At 30.4% G+C, this 21,983-nt stretch carries 20 protein-coding genes; 8 read left to right on the plus strand and 12 right to left on the minus strand.

Annotation, left to right across the window (positions count from 1 at the left end):
• Nucleotides 1–438: 438 nt before the first annotated feature.
• The 5 genes from ACQY6M_RS10865 to ACQY6M_RS10885 form a co-directional block, all read right to left on the minus strand.
• A complete protein-coding gene (locus ACQY6M_RS10865; RefSeq protein ID WP_428743496.1) occupies nt 439–1,269 on the minus strand; it encodes a DUF7477 domain-containing protein in 831 nt (276 codons plus the stop codon).
• Nucleotides 1,270–1,280: 11 nt separating this feature from the next.
• Nucleotides 1,281–1,661: a hypothetical protein gene (locus tag ACQY6M_RS10870; protein ID WP_428743495.1), complete on the minus strand. Its 381-nt coding sequence runs from the start codon at nt 1,659–1,661 to the stop codon at nt 1,281–1,283.
• 222 nt (nt 1,662–1,883) lie between these two features.
• Entirely contained in the window at nt 1,884–2,744 is an 861-nt protein-coding gene (locus tag ACQY6M_RS10875; RefSeq protein WP_428743494.1) for a hypothetical protein, read from the minus strand.
• A 305-nt stretch (nt 2,745–3,049) separates the two neighbouring features.
• Nucleotides 3,050–4,279, minus strand: coding sequence for an RNA methylase (locus ACQY6M_RS10880; RefSeq protein WP_428743493.1), 1,230 nt, complete (start codon nt 4,277–4,279; stop codon nt 3,050–3,052).
• A gap of 220 nt (nt 4,280–4,499) precedes the next feature.
• Nucleotides 4,500–5,006, minus strand: coding sequence for a nuclear transport factor 2 family protein (locus ACQY6M_RS10885; protein WP_428743492.1), 507 nt, complete (start codon nt 5,004–5,006; stop codon nt 4,500–4,502).
• A gap of 475 nt (nt 5,007–5,481) precedes the next feature.
• On the opposite strand from ACQY6M_RS10885, the gene ACQY6M_RS10890 reads away from it, so the two are divergent.
• Entirely contained in the window at nt 5,482–6,075 is a 594-nt protein-coding gene (locus ACQY6M_RS10890) for a hypothetical protein (RefSeq protein ID WP_428743491.1), read from the plus strand.
• Nucleotides 6,076–6,125: 50 nt separating this feature from the next.
• On the opposite strand, the gene gltX is transcribed toward ACQY6M_RS10890, so the two are convergent.
• The 3 genes from gltX to ACQY6M_RS10905 all read right to left on the minus strand — a co-directional run bounded on the left by gltX (nt 6,126) and on the right by ACQY6M_RS10905 (nt 8,583).
• A complete protein-coding gene (gene gltX, locus ACQY6M_RS10895) occupies nt 6,126–7,643 on the minus strand; it encodes a glutamate--tRNA ligase (protein WP_428743490.1) in 1,518 nt (505 codons plus the stop codon).
• Between the two features lie 172 nt (nt 7,644–7,815).
• Nucleotides 7,816–7,956: a hypothetical protein gene (locus tag ACQY6M_RS10900; protein WP_428743489.1), complete on the minus strand. Its 141-nt coding sequence runs from the start codon at nt 7,954–7,956 to the stop codon at nt 7,816–7,818.
• Between the two features lie 474 nt (nt 7,957–8,430).
• Nucleotides 8,431–8,583, minus strand: coding sequence for a hypothetical protein (locus ACQY6M_RS10905; RefSeq protein WP_428743487.1), 153 nt, complete (start codon nt 8,581–8,583; stop codon nt 8,431–8,433).
• Nucleotides 8,584–8,792: 209 nt separating this feature from the next.
• Between ACQY6M_RS10905 and ACQY6M_RS10910 the strand changes: the two genes are divergently transcribed.
• From ACQY6M_RS10910 to ACQY6M_RS10925, 4 genes are all read left to right on the plus strand, one after another.
• Entirely contained in the window at nt 8,793–12,074 is a 3,282-nt protein-coding gene (locus tag ACQY6M_RS10910; protein ID WP_428743486.1) for a DUF4175 family protein, read from the plus strand.
• Between the two features lie 89 nt (nt 12,075–12,163).
• The gene (gene ybeY / locus ACQY6M_RS10915; RefSeq protein WP_428743485.1) at nt 12,164–12,580 is read left to right on the plus strand and encodes an rRNA maturation RNase YbeY; all 417 of its coding nucleotides are present in this window, start codon (nt 12,164–12,166) and stop codon (nt 12,578–12,580) included.
• Nucleotides 12,581–12,608: 28 nt separating this feature from the next.
• Complete coding sequence (mnmG, locus tag ACQY6M_RS10920) at nt 12,609–14,486, plus strand: tRNA uridine-5-carboxymethylaminomethyl(34) synthesis enzyme MnmG (RefSeq protein WP_428743484.1); 1,878 nt, start codon at nt 12,609–12,611, stop codon at nt 14,484–14,486.
• An 87-nt stretch (nt 14,487–14,573) separates the two neighbouring features.
• A complete protein-coding gene (locus ACQY6M_RS10925; RefSeq protein ID WP_428743483.1) occupies nt 14,574–15,467 on the plus strand; it encodes a class I SAM-dependent methyltransferase in 894 nt (297 codons plus the stop codon).
• Nucleotides 15,468–15,610: 143 nt separating this feature from the next.
• Here the strand turns inward: ACQY6M_RS10925 and ACQY6M_RS10930 are convergent, their stop codons facing one another.
• Nucleotides 15,611–16,009 (minus strand): DoxX family protein, encoded by a 399-nt coding sequence (locus tag ACQY6M_RS10930; protein ID WP_428743482.1) that lies wholly within the window; start codon nt 16,007–16,009, stop codon nt 15,611–15,613.
• A gap of 127 nt (nt 16,010–16,136) precedes the next feature.
• Here ACQY6M_RS10930 and ACQY6M_RS10935 point away from each other — a divergent pair, with 127 nt between their 5' ends.
• Complete coding sequence (locus tag ACQY6M_RS10935) at nt 16,137–17,063, plus strand: SPFH domain-containing protein (protein WP_428743481.1); 927 nt, start codon at nt 16,137–16,139, stop codon at nt 17,061–17,063.
• Nucleotides 17,064–17,146: 83 nt separating this feature from the next.
• Here ACQY6M_RS10935 and ACQY6M_RS10940 read toward each other — a convergent pair whose 3' ends face one another.
• The 3 genes from ACQY6M_RS10940 to rnr all read right to left on the minus strand — a co-directional run bounded on the left by ACQY6M_RS10940 (nt 17,147) and on the right by rnr (nt 20,345).
• A complete protein-coding gene (locus tag ACQY6M_RS10940; protein ID WP_428743480.1) occupies nt 17,147–17,347 on the minus strand; it encodes a Sec-independent protein translocase subunit TatA/TatB in 201 nt (66 codons plus the stop codon).
• Nucleotides 17,348–17,381: 34 nt separating this feature from the next.
• Complete coding sequence (locus tag ACQY6M_RS10945) at nt 17,382–18,059, minus strand: head GIN domain-containing protein (RefSeq protein ID WP_428743479.1); 678 nt, start codon at nt 18,057–18,059, stop codon at nt 17,382–17,384.
• Between the two features lie 90 nt (nt 18,060–18,149).
• Entirely contained in the window at nt 18,150–20,345 is a 2,196-nt protein-coding gene (gene rnr, locus ACQY6M_RS10950; RefSeq protein WP_428743478.1) for a ribonuclease R, read from the minus strand.
• A 120-nt stretch (nt 20,346–20,465) separates the two neighbouring features.
• Between rnr and ACQY6M_RS10955 the strand changes: the two genes are divergently transcribed.
• Entirely contained in the window at nt 20,466–21,377 is a 912-nt protein-coding gene (locus ACQY6M_RS10955) for a diacylglycerol/lipid kinase family protein (RefSeq protein ID WP_428743477.1), read from the plus strand.
• A 38-nt stretch (nt 21,378–21,415) separates the two neighbouring features.
• Nucleotides 21,416–21,619 (plus strand): hypothetical protein, encoded by a 204-nt coding sequence (locus tag ACQY6M_RS10960; protein ID WP_428743476.1) that lies wholly within the window; start codon nt 21,416–21,418, stop codon nt 21,617–21,619.
• Nucleotides 21,620–21,983: the final 364 nt, after the last annotated feature.

Genomic DNA, 21,983 nt, shown 5'->3' on the forward strand with positions numbered 1-21,983 from the left:
GCGTGTTAAACATAGTAAAAAAAGAGGAGGGAGGCAAGCCTTTTCGTCATTACGAGGGAAGTTATGACCGAAGTAATCTGTTTGTTTAGAACTCGTTATAAAAAGATTGCTTCGCTATTGCTCGCAATGACGAAACCAATAGCAATTACGGAACAAAAAACATAACGTCATTACGAAGGAGGGACGACTGAAGTAATCTGTTAATTGGGAACGCACAACTTAAAGATTGCTTCGCTTTAGCCTGTCTTGAGCGACAGTCGAAAGGCTCGCAATGACGAAACCAATAACAATGACGGAACAAAAAAATATAACGTCATTACGAAGGAGGTGACGACTGAAGTAATCTGTTGGTTTGGAACGTATGAGGTAAAGATTGCTTCGTTAGTGCTCGCAATGACGGTTTAAATGACAACAAAACATAAAAATTGCTGCATTCTCTTAATTAAGCCCTACAATGCTATAGCCTTTGTTATGGATATAATCATCTATATTACTTTTTTGTGTTTTGTAGTTAAACCATGTCCAGTCTGTTTGAGGAGGGGTTTCCCACCACCAAATATTCCCAGTACCATTTGTTTTTTTAACAGCTTTTTTTTTCGTCATTACCACACACCACGATTTTTTATTTTGATCGTACGTAATGCTGGTTAGCTTATATCCTTGTGATTTTTTATTCTTTAATAAATCGTGCGGAAAGTCTGCCCTATATTCTATTAACTGATCTTCATTGTTTCTTTTTCGAGGCATTAAAACAGAAAATGCAATTATATTTTTATACTGCATGCTTTTTATGTTTTTGCAAAACCAGCCTCCGCTCCAACCATCTTTCACTTCTTTAGAAATGCTATGGTTGTAGTTAGGACTTCCTGCAAAAAAATATACAGATACAGGGTTGACAGAAATCTTCTCAAACAGGTAAAATCTACGTATTGTGTTTCCTGATATATACAAGGAAATATCTTGTATGGTATACCCATCTTTTAGTTTATCTTTAATTTGCTGACTTGATGGACTAAGCATGTATCGCTGAGAAAAAGCTCCTTGAGTTTTGTTCATCACAACAAACCATTCATTGGTATTAAAATTCACATTCTGAATTTTATACCCTTCATCCCACTTAGATTTAATCCAGTCTTTAGGAAAGTTTCCGCTCACCTTATATACTTGATTTCCGTCGGTTTTTTCTAAAATCACAATATGATTTTGCTGCGCAAAAGAAACCTCTATAAAAATAAGAGTTATAAAGACTAAAAAGTATTTTAACCGCATATCAAATCCTCTTAGTCGTATGATACACATGCTTTTATATAGGCGTACGGGTACGTTCCTCCCCAAAGAGACAAAACATATTCACCATTAGGTATGCTATAGGTACCATTTTTAAAAAACCTTATGCCATTACCTGGAACACTACGAAGCTGGATTTTTTGGATATTTCTACCCAGTCTTACACTTATTTTTCCTTGAGTTACGATGATATTTGGTTTTTGATACTGTCCGTTCGCCCATAAAATTGTACAGTCTGTATGGGCATATGACAATTCTTTATCATTCTCTTTAAAATGTTCCTTTTCTTCAAAGTTTTCAATACCTAAGTCTTGAATATTTTCTCCTTGAGCTGAAAAGCCTTTGTACTTTAATTCGTCTCCACTTTCTTTCATAAAATTGGTGTTTAAAGATTTAATAGTATACGTGCTTTATAAGTCACCATCCTTTACAACTTATCGTAAAGAAGTGCTTGTATTTACATTGTATCAATAAAAAATAGTTGAGATAAGAGGAGTACTATTTTTAACAATTTTCAAGTTTAAACATAGTAAAAAAAGAGGAGAAAAACAAGTCTTTTTACTCATTTTTAAGAAGTTATAATATATTTATTCAACTTAATACTTTGGTACTTTTTTAGTATCTCCATTAGGATGCAACCTATGTACACATCTATTTATATCTCCATTAACATGAGCACGATGTGAGCATGGATAAAGATCTCCATTAGGATGACACGGTATAATTTGACCATAATAGTTTGTACAAGAATGTTGACATCTATATACATCTCCATTAACATGAGCACGATGATTACATGCTGTAATATCTCCATTTGGATGTACCATATGGGTACAAGGAATTTTAATGTATGTATACTCCACACCTCCATTATTAGAACCGCTAACCAATTGATATCCTCTAAGAACCAATTTTGCTCTTTCTTTACCAGAAGAATGGGTATGATCATTATTATTTTTTGGTAAGCTATATAGGTAATTATAAACCGTGTTTATATCATAACCATAACTAGCTAAAAATTTACCAGCATATACGTCTGCTTCATCTTCTGTTTGTGTTGATGAAGTTCGTATTTTCCACGTAGATCCGTAAGGGTTATATATATTTGATTGATGTCCTAACGCTTGATGCCCCCATTCATGAGCAAAAACAAATGCTAATACATGCTTGTTTTTATTAATCGTTGAGTAATCTAATATGATTAAACCTCCATTATGTGCTTGTCCCCAATTAAAAGTTTGACTGAAAATTATAGGATAATTCATTCCAGAATAACTTTTTAACTGCTTATATATATTATATGTTTTTGGGTAATTATATGCATAGTAAATCTGACCTCCATATGCATCTTTCCATTCATTAATCATGTATTTTTGCTGATCGGAAAAGTTATATTGAGCAAATAAACCCTGACTTATCAATATCAATACTCCTAAAATTAACTCCCTTATTTTCATAATGTTTGGTTTTTATTAATCCTTAACTTAATTACTCGTTTTATAGCGCATTTGAGCTATTATAAAACTTAATTGTATGAAACCACAATTCACTACTTTTTACTGTAGAAAATATGTTTATCATACAATAGATTAATAAAAAATAGTTGAGATAAGGGGTACTACCTTTTACAATTTTTTTCTTGTTTAAACATAGTAAAAAAAGTAATGATAAACAAAAAACACAGCTATACTTAATTCATTAATAACACTTTAAAAAACTTTTTTGTAAAATATAACTTAAAATAATAGCAGCAGGTTGTACTCTATATAGTACGGATAGTAATTGCTTCAACCCGCCATAACTGGCTTATTAAATCAAAAATATCTATCAATTCCCAAGTAGGGGTGAGGTGGTTTTGTAGTTCATTAAAGCTAATTGTTTCTCCATTATTTAGTTTATCAAAAATCAAACTGAGTTTTGGGTTATTGCTTACAGGTATCTCATTTCCTCTAGCCATAATGCAGATTTTATCTGTGTTATCTACATGTGTTAACAACGGAAAAATCGTTTTTCCCATAATTTGAAATGGTGGATTAGGTAACCCTTCGTTGTTTCGAGGTATTGACGGGTGTAAAACTCCCGCATTGCTCTTAAGTCCAATAATATATTTTAAAAGTGCTTTTTTATATTGCTGTTCCCATGTTTCACGGTTTAACAAAATATTCCAATCTAGTTGCTTGGTTGTGAAATCAACTGGCATTAAATAGTCTATTGTTGGATTTTTTGGTAGCTCATTTAAGGCTATTTGTGAAGCTATTTTCTTTTCTAAAGAATCTCGTGACGGATTTATATAATCCATTATCACACTCAAGGAAAACTCATCGGTTTTTGCGATGTGATATACCTGATGTGGAATAAACATGACTGCCTTTGTTTTTAGGGGATATTTAGTGGATTTTGGTAACATTAACTCCACCTCGTGAAACACTTTGGTATGGTGCTCTATTTGGTTGTATTCTTCGATATCCCAAGTGTAAAAACCTTTATCGTTTGGTCCTAAATGGAACAAAAAACCATCTTCCCCTTTGGAATCTTTGTGAATTCCGAAAGGAGTAAAGCCATAATTTCCCATAAAAAATAAAAAAGAAAGTCCACCCAACGGCATTCCTGCTTTTTGAAGTAGGGGAGCTACAATGTGGCTCATTTTCTCGGTGAATTCATTGCTGTAAGTTTCCAAACTATTGAAAACAATTCCAAATTTTTGATTACCAAAGAACCTAGTACACCATTGTTCAATGTTTTCATTATCTTTTGGTCTGTTGGTAGCCATTTCTTCGGCTATTCCATTTTGAAGCTCGTGGTTTATGTATACTTTGATGCCTTTATGCAATCCTCCTTTGTCTAAAAACCGATTGATAATGTTTTTTAATTCTTCTTTTAGAAAGGTTACATCAGCATCAGAAAGTATATTATCTACAGAGGTTGGTTTGGTAAATTCTTTTGAATTTAGATAGAGTTTTTTCCAAGTTTCAGTATTCTTTGTGTTCTTCATAGACGGGTTTTTAAGACTTGTTCTTATAAAAATAGGATATTTTAAAAGTCCTTTTTATACTTTTATTACTCTATTTTAATCAGTTATACCACCTAAACGTCATTACGAAGAAAGTGCAACGAAATAATCTGTTTATCTAGGAGTCATAACTGAAAGATTGTTTCGTTGTGGCCCGCAATAATAAAATAAATAGCAATAAATCAATTTGTAGAAGCTATAATTAGTTAAGATCTAAACATTTGCCTAAATCATAATCTTCTTTTGTTATTGGCTTTCTATTAATAGCATCGGTATCCCAATCTTGTGCAATAAACCATCTATCATTTATTTTTTTGAGTACCACGTGGAACCTTCCATAAGAAATATAAGGTTCTTTACCTTTTTCGGTATAGATAATTCGGTAATAGCCTACCTCGTAGCCTGTATTTTCCTTATATATTCTTTGATCAAAACAAAAATCTATCTGTCGTTTTCGATTGGTGGATTTTTGATAAGATGTTTGTACCGAGTTTTTATATGCTGCTCCTATTCGAATGCCATATTTATTTGCTCGTAACACATCATCAGTATGCAAACTATTAAAAGCTTTCCAGTCTCTAGCTTCAAAATAAGTTTTGAATGGTTTCCATACTTGTTCATTGATTTCTTTTTCTAGTTCTTGTTGATTTTGTGAAAAACTCAACGTAATTGAACATAGAACAATAAAAAAGGTAATTACGAATTTCATTTTTACTTCATTTAAAATTCACTTGTTAACAAGTTACTGTTTTTTTTGATAGTTCTCATTGAAATTATAGAGTGTTTCTATGAATTTTAAAAAAGCTCTCTTTTTAAAGTAAAAACTTTCATAAATTGATTTTAAACAATGATAATACACCAAGCTAACACATCGTATTAATTAATTTTAAAACCCTTTTAAATCGTTTATAAAAAACCTTTGTTTTATTACTCCTTTTTATAAAAAATGTGATTATTATAAGAAAAAATAATACTTAATTTTTAGAAAGAAATGTTTATTTTCGGCGGTACTTACGCAAAGTATAATTTATAAAATCAAAATAAAGAGATAACTAAAAAGAAATTGGATACTTTTTAAAATTACAGTACTTTGCGACACATACTTTAAATAGTAAAACTTAATAATCAATTAAAATAAAAACCCTATAAACTAGTTATTACTCATAAACACATTTTTTTCCCTCATGAAACATAAAATATTACTCATAGCTCTCTTTGCCTGTTTAACAACTTCTGTTTTTTCACAAAATTTAAATGATTCTTGGCAAATAGGTGTAGGATTCGGAATCACAAAATTTAATGAAAGTGATGCCGCATATATTGGTGATCAATATTTATTTCAAGTACCCGTTTTAAGTTTAACCATGCCTCTTGGTGGTCATTTCTCTTTTGATGGTGCTATGTCGTTTAATACCATTGACGATGTTGGATTTATTAAAAATTCAGCAAAATATTTTTCTATGGATGGTTCGTTTCGTTACAACTTCGATGCTATGTTTGATAAGTTTGCTCCATATGTATTTATAGGAGGTAGTGTAGTAGATTCTGAACGTAAAATGACTCCAACTTTAAATGCTGGGGCAGGAGGAATCCTTTGGGTTAGTGATAATATAGGTATCAATCCACAATTGTATTACAAGCATTCATTTGAAGGATATGAAAGTATGCGTTCTCATATTCAAGGAACCTTGGGTGTAGTTTTCAAATTGAATTGGAATAGTATGTCAAGAGGTCACCGATCTAAATCATCTGCTTCTTGTTATTATGACCGTATATAAATAAAGATATAAAACAAAAAAAGCCGCTTAATAAGCGGCTTTTTTTGTTTTTATGATAATGCGTTTATCGCATTTTGTATTCTTGTAATTGTCGTTTCTTTTCCAATCATTGTCATAATATCAAACAAATCTGGTCCTGCAAGTTTGCCTACCAAACTCAATCGCAACGGTTGCATTACCTTACCAAAACCTATTTCTTTAGAGGTAATCCACCCTTTAATTTCTGTTTGAGCATTGTCTATTGAAAAGTCTTCGATTATAGAAATAACTTCAATTAACTCTTGCATTAACGCACTAGTTTCTGGTTTCCATTGCTTTTTAGCAGCTTTTTCATCGTATTCTGAAGGGTTTTCAAAGAAAAAGTTAGATAACTCCCAAAAATCAGCTACAAACGTAGCACGCTCTTTTATTAAAGAAACTATTTTTTCTACATGCTCTTTGTTTGCTTTAATTCCTTTTGCTTCTAGAATTGGCAAGAACAATTCTGTAAGTTCTTCAGAAGATTTTTGTTGTAAATACTGTTGATTAAACCATTTGGTTTTATCTGGACTGAATTTCGCTCCTGATTTACTTACTCTATTTAAATCGAAAGCAGTAACCAATTCTTCTAAACTAAATATTTCTTGTTCTGTTCCTGGATTCCACCCTAATAAAGCTAACATATTGATAAATGCATCAGCAAAATACCCATCTTCCTTGTATCCACGTGAAACGTCGCCTGTTTCTTCGTTGGTGTATTCTAATGGGAAAACTGGGAATCCTAATTTATCACCATCACGCTTACTTAATTTTCCTTTTCCTACAGGTTTTAAAATTAATGGTAAGTGAGCAAATTTTGGTGCTTTCCAATCAAATGCGCGGTATAATAATTCGTGAAGTGGGAGAGAAGGTAACCATTCTTCACCACGAATAACGTGTGAAATTTCCATCAAGTGATCGTCAACAATGTTTGCTAAATGATAGGTTGGCATACCGTCTGACTTAAACAATACCTTATCATCTAACGTATTTGTTTCAACTTTAATAGTACCACGGATTTCATCTTGTAAAATTAAAGTTTCGTCTTGAGGTGTCTTAAAACGGATTACATACTTTTCTCCTGCATTTATCTTTGCTGCGACTTCATCAGCAGAAAGAGCTAACGAGTTATTTAATTTTTGTCGATTATGCCAATTATAAATAAACGTTTTCCCTTTTTCTTCATGATCTTTACGATGTGCATCCAATTCTTCAGCAGTATCAAATGCATAATATGCCCATCCTTTTTCTATCAATTCATCAGCATATTTTTTATATAAATCTTTACGTTCAGACTGACGATAAGGTCCGAATTTTTCGTTTTTCCCTGGTCCTTCATCAAAAGGAATGTTACACCATTCTAATGAATCTATAATGTATTGTTCTGCGTTGGCTACATAACGTGTTTGATCGGTATCTTCAATTCGTAATATGAAGGTTCCATTATGCTTTTTAGCAAATAAATAATTGAATAAAGCAGTTCTTACACCACCCATGTGTAAAGGTCCTGTTGGACTCGGAGCAAAGCGTACTCTTACGTTCTCAGTCATTTTTTAAATCAAGTTTGAAAACGCAAAGATAGTTTTATGTTAAGAAATAAGAAAAGGTAGAGGAGAATTGTTTATTATATTTAATCTTTTTATAGCACTTCTTATTTTACTTAATAAAGTAATTTCACAGAGATTATATTTATAGACAATCTCTGTGAAGTTACTAGTTATATTATTGTATTACACAACCGAACTTCATACAAATATATCCTTCAGGACATCCATTTAAAGCACAAATATGCACTCCTCCATTAATTGAAATTTGCTCTTGTTTGTTCAATACTGAACCTAAGTTTGAAATGTTCTTTAACATAATTTAAAATTTATATATTAATAAAAACGCAATCTATCCTATTTTTAATTTTTAGATTACGATTTTACCATAAAAAAAGTGAGGTTTTACCTCACTTTTAAAAAATTTAATTTTATTAAGTTTTGAATAAACTCTTAATAGCAATTGCCTAAAATATTACATCTGCCTGTTTTACATGTAAAATCATCATTTGGACAAATGATTGCTGGGTCATAACCTCCATTAACTTTTTTTTGTTCTTGTTTGTTTAGAGTAGTACCTAAATTTAAAATGTTCTTTAACATAGTTTAAAAATTTATAGATTAATAAAATCCTAATCTATTTCTTTTTTTATATCATCATTAAATTTTAACCTTAAAAAAAGTAAGGTAAAACCATACTTTTTCAAATTTTTGAATCTTATTTTCTTAATTAAGAAGAATAAAAATTAATTATCAATAAAAAAAAGCGAGTTAAAACTCGCTTTTTGTAATACTATTTATACTGACAATATCCATTATAACAAAAAGAATCCCAAGGTGGACAATCTTTATCGGTAAAACATCTTATGTTTCTCCAACCTCCATTAATATTTTTTTGTTCTTTTTTATTTAGAGTTACCCCTAAATTTGAAATGTTTTTTAACATCTTTAAGTTTTTAAAGTTAGTACAAGCAATATAATCTAACTTTAAAAACCTATTTTATATTTTACCTTAAAAAAGGTAAGGGAATTCCATACTTTTTCTTTCAACTATACTTTTTTACTTATTTAAAGAGATGTTTTAAGTATGTTATCTACGTTTATACAAATCTTTAACTAAGAATTCTTTATAAAACACGTATTTTTATATTCAATATGAGAGAGTTTAATAAAATACAACAAAAATTACAGCATTTTAGTAGAAAATACTACAAAAATGAATTGATAAAAGGGAGCATCTTATTTGTTTCGTTAGGATTGATATATCTATTTTTCACTTTATTCATTGAGTATTTTCTTTGGTTAAAACCTACTTCGAGAACCATCTTATTTTGGTTTTTTATAGCTGTAGAATTGTTTTTGTTATTCCGCTTTATCTGTTTTCCTGTATTCAAAATTATGGGCTTACAAAAAGGAATTTCTTTTGAAGAAGCTTCTAAAATTATTGGGAACCATTTTCCTGAGGTACAAGACAAGTTATTAAATGTACTCCAATTACAGCAATCAACTCAACAATCGGATTTATTAGCAGCAAGTATTGAGCAAAAATCAAAAGAATTACAGCCCATTTCTTTTAACAAAGCTATCAATTTTAATAGCAATAAAAAGTACTTAAAATATGTGCTGATTCCTATTTTTATTTGGATGGTTTCTCTGCTTACAGGAACTTCTGAAAAGCTTTCACAGAGTTTTAATCGAGTGGTGCATCATTCTGTAGCGTATAACCCACCAGCGCCATTTTATTTTGAATTAACTGCAAAAGATTTGCGTGTAATTAAAGGAAAAGATATCACAATATATATTCAAACTAAAGGAGAGGTTATTCCGCAGGAAGCGAAAATCTATTTTAACAAGCAACAGTATTTTTTAGAAAATGAAGGAAACGGATTGTTCTCCTATACATTTTCCGAAGTACAAGTACCCATCACTTTTTATGTAAGTGCTAACAACGTTGATTCGCAAGAATATCAAATTTCAATTATCAATACTCCCTCTATTCAAAATATCTCTTTACAGCTACAATATCCTACGTATATAAAAAAGGCTAACGAAACCATTCAAAACACAGGAAACTTAAATGTTCCACAAGGAACAATTGTTACTTGGACCATCAAAACTTCTGAAACCGATACAGTTAGCTTCATACATCAAGAAAAAAGAGAAATTTTTACACAAAAAGAAAACGATGTTTTTGAATTTAAAAAGCAACTAAATCAAAATTTACACTATCAAATTACCACATCTAATAACAACTTAAAAGATTACGAACAACTTCAGTTTTCAATTGATGTTATCAAAGATGAGTACCCTACGATTTCTGTAAATTCAAACATTGATAGTATTACAAGAGGCAATGCTCAGTTTGTGGGGCAAATAGCCGATGATTACGGTTTTAAGAAATTAGAAGTTGTCTATTACGACAAAAACAATACACAAAATACTAAAAATCAATTAATTAATATTACTAAAGAAACTATTCAAACCTTTGAGTTTGAATTTCCTGGAAATTTAAATCTAAAAGAAGGTCTGAATTACGAACTCTATTTTCAGGTGTACGATAACGACCTTGTTAACGGGAATAAGAAGACAATGAGTAACAAATTTAGCTATCGTCAAAAATCGGAAGAAGAAGTAGAAGAGGAGCTATTAGAAGAGCAAAAAAACTACATTGAAGACTTTAAAAATTCCTTAGATCAGCAACAAAAAAGTAAAAAAGAATTGGAAAAAATTCAGTTCGATTTGCAAAACAAAAAGAATATCAACTGGAACGATCAAAAGAAAATTCAGAATATTGTAAAACGTCAAGAACAGTATCAGCAAATGATGCAACGTCAAACGCAAAAACTACAAGAGAATTTCTCTGAAAAAAAGGAGGAAAACGAAACTCTTCAAGAGAAAAAAGAAAACCTTCAAAAACGTATTGAAGAGCTTAAAAAATTAGAAAAGCAACAAAAGTTATTGGATGAATTGATGAAGTTAGCTGATAAGCTAAACAAAGAAGATTTGATAAAAAAGACCAAAGAACTAGCTGAACAAAACAAACAACAAGAACGTAGTTTAGAACGTATTTTAGAAATGACCAAACGTTTCTATGTTGAACAAAAGATGAATCAATTAGCCAATAAACTTGATGAATTATCAAAAAAACAAGACGGTCTAAGTAAAAAAGATTCCTCTAAAGAAGACCAAAAGCAACTGAATGAAGAATTCCAAAAAATAAAAAAAGGATTAAAAGAGCTTCAAAAAGAAAATGAAAAACTAAAACAGCCCATGGAAATTCCTTCTATGGAAAATTTAGAAAAACAAGCACAGGAAGAACTGAACAAAGCAGAAGAAAATTTAGAAAACAACAACCCGCAGAACGCCAAAGAAAATCAGAAAAAAGCTTCCGAAAAAATGCAGCAAATGAGTCAGCAAATGCAACAAGCAATGCAATCGATGAGTGCTGAAATGGAGGAGGAGAACATGGAAGGATTACGTCAAATCTTAGAAAACCTGATTACCTTTTCTTTCGATCAAGAAGCTCTGATGGATGTGTTTTCATCTACCAATGCTGCACATCCTGACTTTGGTAAAAATTTACAAAAGCAATACCAGCTTAAAACTTATTTTGAACATATTGATGATAGTTTATTTGTGCTTTCTATGCGTGTACCTAGTATTTCTTCAAAAGTACAAGATCAATTAGCACAGGCACATTATAACTTAGATCAATCTTTGGAAAACTTTGCAGACAACTTCTTTCAAAATGGTATCTCTAATCAGCAATATGTAATGACTTCTGCTAACACTTTAGCGGATATGCTAAGTAATACCTTAGACGCGATGCAAAACCCTAAACCAGGTAGTGGAAAAGGAAAGGGTAAAGGAAAATCGTTTAGCTTACCAGACATCATTCAGAAACAAAATGAGCTTATGGAAAAGATGAAAGAAGGCATGCAAAAACAAAATCAAGGCAAACCTAAAGACGGTAAAGAAGGAAAAAAAGAAGGAGGAGAAGGCGAACAAAACGATGATTTAGATGGTGAATTGTATCAAATTTACAAAGAGCAATCGCAACTTAGAGAACAGTTAGAAAATGCTATTAAAGAAGGTAACGAAGGCAATGGTGATGCAAAAAAAGCATTAAAAAAAATGGAGCAGTTAGAAAATGAAATTTTGGAAAAAGGATTTACGCAAGAAAGTATTAATAGAATGCAGCGACTAAACTATGAACTTTTAAAATTAGACAAGGCTACTTTTGAGCAGAACAGAGATAAACAACGTAAATCGAACGCCAATTTTAAAGAATTTAAGAATACTTCTACACAAGAACTAAAATTTAAAAAGTTGTTTTATAACCAAACAGAGATATTAAACAGACAATCACTACCTTTGCGCCAAAATTACAAGAAGAAGGTGCAAGAGTACTTTAGCCTTCCAAAAGATAGAGAATAACGCATTAAAAAGCTTTTAGAACGTAACAAGTACTATTGCTTTTTAAGTAAGAATTTTAAAGTAAGAATATATAGTATTTGATATAAGAAATGATTGCATTTAATTACGAAACCGAGTTTCAACTAAACAACGAAGAAAACACTTCAAAATGGATAGAAACTTGTATAGAAAAAGAAGGGTTTGAATTGGGGGAAATCAACTATATTTTTTGTGATGATGCCTATTTACACAAAATCAATGTTGAATTTTTACAGCACGACACCTTAACCGATATCATTAGTTTTGATTATACGTTAGGTAAATTAGTAGGAGGTGATATTTTTATTTCTGTAGAAAGGGTTAAAGAAAATGCTAAAGAGTTTAATGTTTCTTTTGACAACGAATTACACCGCGTAATTATTCATGGTATTTTACATTACATGAAATACAAGGATAAGACAGAAGAAGAGAAGCAACTAATGCGTTCAAAAGAAAATGAATGTTTAGAAATTTTAGATAAAAATTAAATCGTTCCACGTGGAACTGAATAAAAAAATGAGTTTATTTAATACAACATACGATGTAATTGTAGTAGGAGGTGGACATGCTGGTAGCGAAGCAGCAGCAGCAAGTGCAAATATGGGAGCACACACTTTGTTAATTACAATGAACTTGCAAAACATTGCTCAAATGAGTTGTAATCCTGCCATGGGTGGAATTGCAAAAGGGCAAATAGTACGTGAAATTGATGCACTTGGAGGTTATAGTGGTATTGTAACCGATAAGACTGCAATTCAATTTAAAATGCTTAATAAATCGAAAGGCCCCGCTATGTGGAGTCCAAGAGCTCAATCAGACAGAATGCAATTTGCAGAGTGCTGGAGAACGATGTTAGAGCAAACAGAAAATTTAGATTTTTATCAAGATTCTGTAAATGGATTATTGTTTGATGGAGATACCATCACAGGGGTAAAAACTGCCTTAGGTTTAGAAATAAAAGCTAAAACAGTTATCGTAACAGCAGGTACTTTTTTAAATGGATTGATTCATATAGGTGAAAAAACATTTGGTGGTGGTAGAGCAGGAGAAGGAGCTTCAACTGGTATTACTGAAGATTTAGTTGCTAAAGGTTTTGAAGCTGGTAGAATGAAAACAGGAACACCACCACGTGTTGACGGACGTTCATTAGACTATAGTAAAATGACCGAGCAGCCTGGTGATGATAATCCAGAAAAGTTTTCATATTTACCCATTACTAAACCATTAGCCGAACAACGTTCTTGTTATTTAACCTATACCAATCCTGAAGTACACAATTTACTTCGCGAAGGTTTTGATCGTTCACCTATGTTTAATGGTAGAATTAAATCTACTGGACCTCGTTATTGCCCTTCGGTAGAAGATAAAATCAATCGTTTTGCAGAGAAAGAACGTCACCAAATTTTTGTAGAACCAGAAGGATGGAATACGGTAGAAATATATGTAAATGGATTCTCAACTTCGCTTCCAGAAGATATTCAAGACAAAGCCATCCGATCTATTCCAGGTTTTGAAAACGTAAAGTTTTTTAGATACGGATATGCTATCGAGTACGATTATTTTCCACCCACACAATTAAAGCATAACTTAGAAACAAAGTTAATTAACAACTTGTTTTTTGCAGGTCAAATTAACGGAACTACAGGTTATGAAGAAGCAGCCGCTCAAGGTTTAATGGCAGGTGTAAATGCTGCTTTAAAAGTTCAAGAAAAAGAACCTTTTATTTTAAAAAGAAGTGAAGCGTATATAGGTGTTTTAATTGATGATTTAATTACTAAAGGAACAGAAGAACCATATCGTATGTTTACTTCTCGTGCTGAGTACAGAACACTTTTAAGACAAGATAATGCCGATTTACGCTTGACAGAAAAATCTTATAAATTAGGTTTGGCTTCTCAAGAAAGAATGGATAGGGTAGAAGAGAAGAAAAACAAAACACAAAACCTTATCGATTTTATTAGTGATCTTAGTATTACAAAAGAAGAGGTAAATCCTATTTTAGAAAGTAAAGATTTAGCTACAATTAATCAGTCGATGAAACTGTATAAAATTGCAGCAAGACCTCAATTAACTTTTTCTGATTTTAGATCAATTGAAAAATTAGAAAACTATATCCAAGAAAATTCTATTGATGATGAAATCATCGAACAAGTAGAAATTCATTTAAAATATTCTGGTTATATAGAAAAAGAAAAAAGCAATGCTGATAAATTAAACAGATTAGAGAATGTACCTATACCATCAACATTTGATTATAATAAAGTAAAGTCTCTATCATTTGAAGCAAGAGAAAAATTATCTAAAATACAACCTACTTCGATTTCACAAGCAAGTAGAATAAGTGGAGTATCACCAAGCGATATTTCAGTTCTATTAGTATATATGGGACGATAAATTAAATGTATTAAGAAGCGTAAAAAATAAAACGTTCCACATGGAACGTTTTATTTTTTTTATGTATAATTGTCCTTTATTAAACCAATGTTCCACAAGGAACAATCAACAAGAATTACAAAATTGATCACAGAAAAAGAGTTCTATAAGAACTTAACCCCTTATTTAAACTGTATCGATTATACAGTATCAAATGAAAGTTATGAAGTAATGCAAAACGTCACCTACGATATGTTAGTTACTTCTCCTGTTCCTGATAATTTAGACAAATACTATTTGAGTGAAAATTATATTTCACATACTGATAGTAAAAATTCTCTTTTTGATAAAATTTATCAATTAGTAAAAAATTATACCCTCAAGAAAAAACTAAAATTAATTAACTCATTCAATACAGAAGAAAAATCAATTTTAGATGTTGGAGCTGGTACGGGCGATTTTTTAAAAGTATGCAAAAAAGGTGGGTGGAAAATTACAGGAGTAGAACCTTCGGAAAAAGCACGTGAATATGCCAACAGTAAAAAAATAATTTTACAAAAAGATATCGCTCAAATTCAAAGTAAGAAATTTGATGTAATTACTCTTTGGCATGTTTTAGAACATATTCCTAATTTAATGGAATATGTACAGCAACTTAAAAAACTTTTAAAACCAAATGGTATTTTAATTATTGCTGTTCCAAATTATAAAAGTTACGACGCAAATTATTATAAAGAGTATTGGGCTGCTTTTGATGTTCCAAGACATTTATGGCATTTTTCAAAAACTTCGATTTCTAAAATATTTTCACTAGTAGAAATGGAAGTTAAAAAAACACTTCCAATGAAATTTGATTCATTTTATGTTTCTCTTTTATCTGAAAAATACAAAAACAAAAAGTCAAAACCTTTTAGTGCATTTTTTACAGGATTAAAGTCAAATATGAAAGCAAAACGAAGCGGAGAGTATTCTTCTTTAATTTATATCTTAAAAAACAAGTAAAACTTAATTTAAAGCCATTATACAGTATTTATTAATAATAAACGTAGAAACACCTTCAGAAAAAATAAAAACCTCTTAAAATTAATTTTTTAAGAGGTTTTAAAATAAATAATAATTATTTACAATATAACTACCAATAATTTTTAACTATTTAATAAATACACACCAAAAATGGCTATTAAAAAGTAAACTGCTAAGGTCATCGCACCTGCGTAATCTTTTGCTAAACGTTGACCTATTAACAAGAAAATTAAAGTCAATGCACAAAGCTCTACTCCAATTAGAGCAATATCATTATTTCCAGTCGTAGATAAATGGAAAATTCCAACAAACATTAATGCACCTGCTAATAACTCCATTACTAAAATTACAGCTAATAAAATTGGTACCGAATTTTTTAAAGGTGAGTTTTGAAAATGATCTTTAATAAAAGATAAGTTACCTTTCCAATCAGATACTTTATCAATACCAGATTGTAAAAATGTAACGATTAAAAAAAGTAGAATTAAAATTTCTGTTGCGTTTTGTTGTATAAGTTCCATATAATTGATTTTTCACAAATATAAATTTAAAAATGGACTGTAACAATTCTAAAAAAATTCGTCAAATAGATAGCTATTTAAATAGTATCTTTAACAAAAAAATTACTAATTATAAAAATTAAAAACTATGCCAGTTTACATGTATCCGGTTATTTTTATCGGAATTATCGTCTTTTTATCATCTTTTTTTATCGTAAAACAACAAACCGCTGCTATTATAGAACGTTTTGGTCGTTTTCAAAGCATTCGTCATTCTGGTCTTCAATTAAAAATTCCTATAGTTGATAGGATTGCAGGAAAATTGAGTTTGAAAATTCAACAGTTAGATGTAATTGTTGAAACTAAAACCTTAGATGATGTATTTGTGAAATTAAAAGTTTCAGTACAATATAAAGTGATACGCGATAAGGTGTATGATGCCTTTTATAAACTAGATTATCCGCATGACCAGATTACTTCGTATGTTTTTGATGTAGTTCGTGCAGAAGTGCCTAAAATGAAGTTAGATGATGTATTTGTTAAAAAAGATGATATTGCAATCGCTGTTAAGACAGAATTAAATGATGCCATGATGGATTATGGTTACGATATTATAAAAACATTAGTTACAGATATTGATCCTGATGCACAAGTAAAAGCGGCAATGAATCGTATTAATGCAGCAGATAGAGAGAAAACAGCAGCTCAATATGAAGGAGATGCGCAACGTATTTTAATTGTTGAAAAAGCTAAAGCAGAAGCTGAAAGCAAACGTTTACAAGGTCAAGGTATTGCTGATCAACGTCGTGAGATTGCTCGTGGTTTAGAAGAATCTGTTGAAGTTTTAAACCGTGTAGGTATTAACAGTCAAGAAGCATCTGCTTTGATTGTAGTAACACAACATTACGATACATTACAATCGTTAGGAGAAGAAACAAATAGTAACTTAATTTTATTACCTAATTCACCTCAAGTAGGTAGCAATATGCTAAACGATATGGTAGCTAGTTTTACAGCAAGTAATCAAATTGGAGAAGCAATGAAAAAAGCACAAGAAAAGAAGGATAAGGAGTAAACAAACTTCTTTATTAAATACAATCAACAAATAAAAGACCGAAACTATTAAGCTTCGGTCTTTTTAATTTTATCTAAATAGAATTATTTTTTTTCTTCTACTTTATTATTCTCACTATCGTCATCATCAGACTTGGTAGCATCTTTAAATTCTTTGATACCTGTACCTAAACCTTTCATTAATTCTGGAATTTTTTTACCTCCGAACATTAATAATACTAATGCTACAACAATGGCAATTTGCCATGGTCCAATCATTCCTAAAAATATAGTAAGTGAATTCATTTTTATTGATTTTTAACGTCACAAAGATACAAAATTAACTTCTGTGTTCTATTACTCCACCAATTACTTTTTTATCTTTAAAAACTTCTGGTTTTCCTTTGTAGAATATAGAACCTCCAAACGAAACTTTTGCATCTAAAGCTTCACCTACGTGAACCTCAATTTTAGATCCAGATCCAGCTTTAGCAACAGTCATATTAGTTACATTTAATTTATAACCATGGTACATTCCACCTAAATCTGCATCGATAGTTTGGTTCTTAGATGATCCAGAAAGCCTAATAACAGCCCCTGAAGAACTTTTTACTCTTAAATGCTTTACTTCTACCACAAGATTGATATAAGCTCCTTCTTGTGCTTTAATTTCAATATTTTGCTGATTGATATCTTTTCCTGTAATTGCAGATCCTTCATTGGCATCTATAACAACCAAATCGCTAGTATAGTGTAATTTTACTACAGCTTTACCATCTGCGCTTGTTTCAGGAAATTTTAAAGATATTTTTAGAGTATTGTTAACTAACTTTACTTTTACCTTATCAGCTTTTTCACCTGTAATTGTTAATTCAGGTGTATCTGATTTAATTAATTCTACATCAATACCGTTGTATACCTTTAATTCAGAAAATTTACCAATTTTCTTCGTTATAGTCGTTTGTGCTGATGCTAAAACGGTCACCAAGAACAAACTTAAAATAGCTAACTTCTTCATAATAAATACCATTAGTTAATTGTTAATAACCAACAATTATACCAATACTATAAAGACAAATATTAAATTTTATTGTTGAAAAGGAAACATTTAATGTGAAATTAAATTAAAATCAAGGTGCTTACGCTCTAAATCTGTTTGTTTAACCTTAACCACAACTTCATCACCTAATTGAATCATATTCTTAGTAGATTGTCCTACAATGGCATATTGTTTTTCATCAAAAATATAATAATCATCTTTTATATCTCTAATACGTACCATACCTTCACATTTGTTCGACTTTATCTCTACATAAATTCCCCACTCAGTAACACCTGAAACAACACCTTCAAATTCTTCATCTTTGTGATCTTGCATGTATTTAACTTGCATGTACTTGATAGAATCTCTTTCGGCTTTAGAAGCTAATTCTTCCATTTTTGAAGAATGTTTACACTTTTCCTCATATACTTCAGCTTTAGGTGAATTACCGCCATCTAAATAGTGCTGTAATAAACGATGCGTCATTACATCTGGATAACGACGAATTGGCGAGGTAAAATGGCTATAATAATCAAAAGCTAATCCATAGTGACCAATATTTTGTGTAGTATATTCTGCTTTACTCATCGAACGAATTGCTAAAGTTTCTACCATATTAGCTTCTCCTTTACCATGAACATCGGATAATAACTTGTTTAAACTATCAGAAGTTTTTTGTCGTGTTTCAGTGTCAATTTTATACCCAAACTTACTTACAATGTTTTGTAAAGAAGCTAACTTTTCAATATCTGGTTCATCGTGTACACGATATACAAAGGTTTTGTTACTTGGTCTTCCACCAGATAATCCAACAAATTCTGCCACTTTTTTATTAGCTAATAACATAAATTCTTCAATTAATTTATTAGCATCCTTGGCTTCTTTAAAAAATACTCCTATAGGATTTGCATTTTCATCTAAATGAAACTTCACCTCAATTTTATCGAAAGAAATAGCTCCTGATTTCATGCGTTTTTTTCGCATTTTTTTGGCTAATTCATCTAATTTTAGTGTAGCATCAACAATGTTTTCATCAACTTCATAAGACTCACCTGTTAATGAAACATCTTCTGGAATAATGTTATTTTTATTTTCAATAATTGCTTGTGCTTCTTCATAAGCAAAACGCTTATCAGAATAGGTAACAGTTCTTCCAAACCATTGGTTCACAACTTGAGCTTTTTCATTCATTTCAAACACTGCAGAAAATGTAAGCTTTTCTTCATTTGGACGTAAAGAACAAACACCATTACTTAACATTTCAGGCAACATAGGTACCACTCTATCAACTAAATACACAGATGTTGCACGATCATAAGCTTCATCATCTAAAATAGTTTTTGGTTGTACATAATGTGAAACATCTGCAATATGAATTCCTATTTCATAGTTTCCATTTTCTAGTTTGGTAAATGATAAAGCATCATCAAAATCCTTTGCATCTTTAGGATCTATTGTAAAAGTTAAATCACCACGCATATCTCTACGCTTGGCAATTTCTTCTAGGGTAATTTCTATTGGTAATTCTGAAGCTTCTCTTTCAACTTCAGGAGGAAACTCATATGGTAAACCATATTCAACCAGAATAGAATGGATTTCAGTATCATGATCACCAGGTTTACCAAGAACTTGAGTAATTTTTCCAAACGGGTTTTTAGAATTTTCTGGCCAATCAGTCATTTTAGCAACTACCTTATCTCCATCTTCAGCACCGTTTAGTTTGCTTTGTGAAATAAAAATATCAGCATACATTTTGTTACTATCTGGTATTACAAAACCAAAGTTTTTGTTCATTTGTAAAACCCCAACAAATTCTGTTTTTGCTCTTTCTATAATTTCAACAACATCTGCCTCTTGTTTATTGCTTCTACGTTTGTTGTACACATATGCTTTAACAGTATCGTTATGTAAACCTTTTCCTAAGTTAACAGAAGGCACAAAAATATCGTGTTCAAAATCGTCACAAATAAAATAGGCATTACCATTAGAGGTAACATCTAGAGTACCAATATGATATTTACGGTCTTCATTAATTTGGAATTTGCCTCTATCAACCTCAGTAATCTTTTTTTGAGATGTTAATTCAGCTAATTTTTGAATAATCTGTGTTTTTCCATCTGTATCAGATACTCCCATTTTAGCAGCAATCTGCTTATAGTTGTATTTTTTTTTGCTGTCTTCGTTAAGTATTTTGAAAATGTTTCGGGTAAGATCTTTGATAACTTTACCCTTTTTTTTGTAGATTTTTTTCTTTCTAGTCATTAATCTTTCGTCTTATTAAAATTTTTACCAAAATACGAATAATATTAATGCTAGTGATTTTAAATAACTGTTATAAATTCATTTTTGTATTTTACTGCACTTGATTTTAAAAGCATTTATATGAACAATTCATGGTTTGTAATTGTGAATCCTACAGCTGGTAGCTGTAATTTTAATAAACTTTGGAATAAGATTCAACATGAATTAGATACTAACAACATTATTTACGAATATGCTAAAACAGCATATGCACAACATGAAAAAGAATTAGTTCAAAAATCTATAAATCAAGGATTTAAAAAAATTATATCAGTTGGAGGTGATGGAACTTTACATCATATAATCAACGGTATTATGACTCAAAATACTGCTAGTACAAGAGATATTAAAGTAGCTGTAATTCCATTAGGTACTGGTAATGACTGGATTAAAACCTATGGTATTACAAAAAATATTAAAAGAGCTGTTACTTTTATAAGACAAGAAAAAACTATATATCAGGATATTGGTTATATAGAGTTAGAAAACACTTCTTCTTACTTTAATAATGTAGCAGGAATAGGATATGACGGGTATGTTGTTAATAAGTTGAATAAATTAAAAAAATTTGGTTCTATAGCGTATTTACTGAGTGGTATAGCTGGTTTATTATTTTATAAAAAGACTACTTTTAACATACTAATTAATGATAAAATCATAAAAACCAAGTGTTTAATGACTTTATTCGGTATTTGTAAATATTCAGGAGGTGGCATGCAATTAACTGATTATAAAGATTCTAGTAACGGATTATTTGATATAACCATTGCCAAAAACTTTTCTTTTTTAGATTTACTCTTCAATATTAAAAAGTTGTATAATGGTAAAATTTTACAACATAAAAAAGTAGAAACACATATATCCAATTCATTGTTAATAACTCCAATGAGTACTACTGAACTACCTTATATTCAGGCGGATGGAGAGTTAATAGGTCAAGGATCAGTTAAGGTAAGTATGATAGAAAAGGCTATTCAAGTCGTAATTCCATAAAAGTTAAAAAAAACTTAAAAAAAATGTAACATTTCTTAATGTTATACGTCTTTATAGTAAGAAAGTCATTAGAAATGAAAAGCTTACGTAAAATAATAGCACTTTTTATTTTCATATTTATTACAGGAATCATTGTTACTGTAATAAGTATAAACACGACTTTAAACGATAAAACTCCTACAGAAGTAGTGAAGGCAAAAGACTCTGTTTACCTTATCAAAGCCGCTAAAAAAGCCGTTTAATCATTTCTCTACACACTTATTAGCACTTATCAACAAGCCTAGGCTTTATGCCTTATTTTTCGGAAGTTTCCTCTCAGTAACACAAAAGAATTTCAAAGCAATCTAAATTCTGTTTTCAAATTCAGAAAAATTCAATTTCAAAAAAAACTGTTATCAACATATAATATTATTAATAAAATAGATTTTTAAAATTTAAAAAAAGAAATGATTGTTATTATAGTGTGTTAATATGTGGAATAAAAAGTTGATTTAATCTTTGGAGAAATGACTTATTAAAATAAATAAACAAGTTATTAGTTAAATAAAATCTTAAAAATCAACTATGAAATAGAGTTATTAACAAAAGTTATAAACAGTAATTCAC

The sequence above is a fragment of the Tenacibaculum sp. genome (genome assembly GCF_050290165.1).
GTDB lineage: Bacteria > Bacteroidota > Bacteroidia > Flavobacteriales > Flavobacteriaceae > Polaribacter.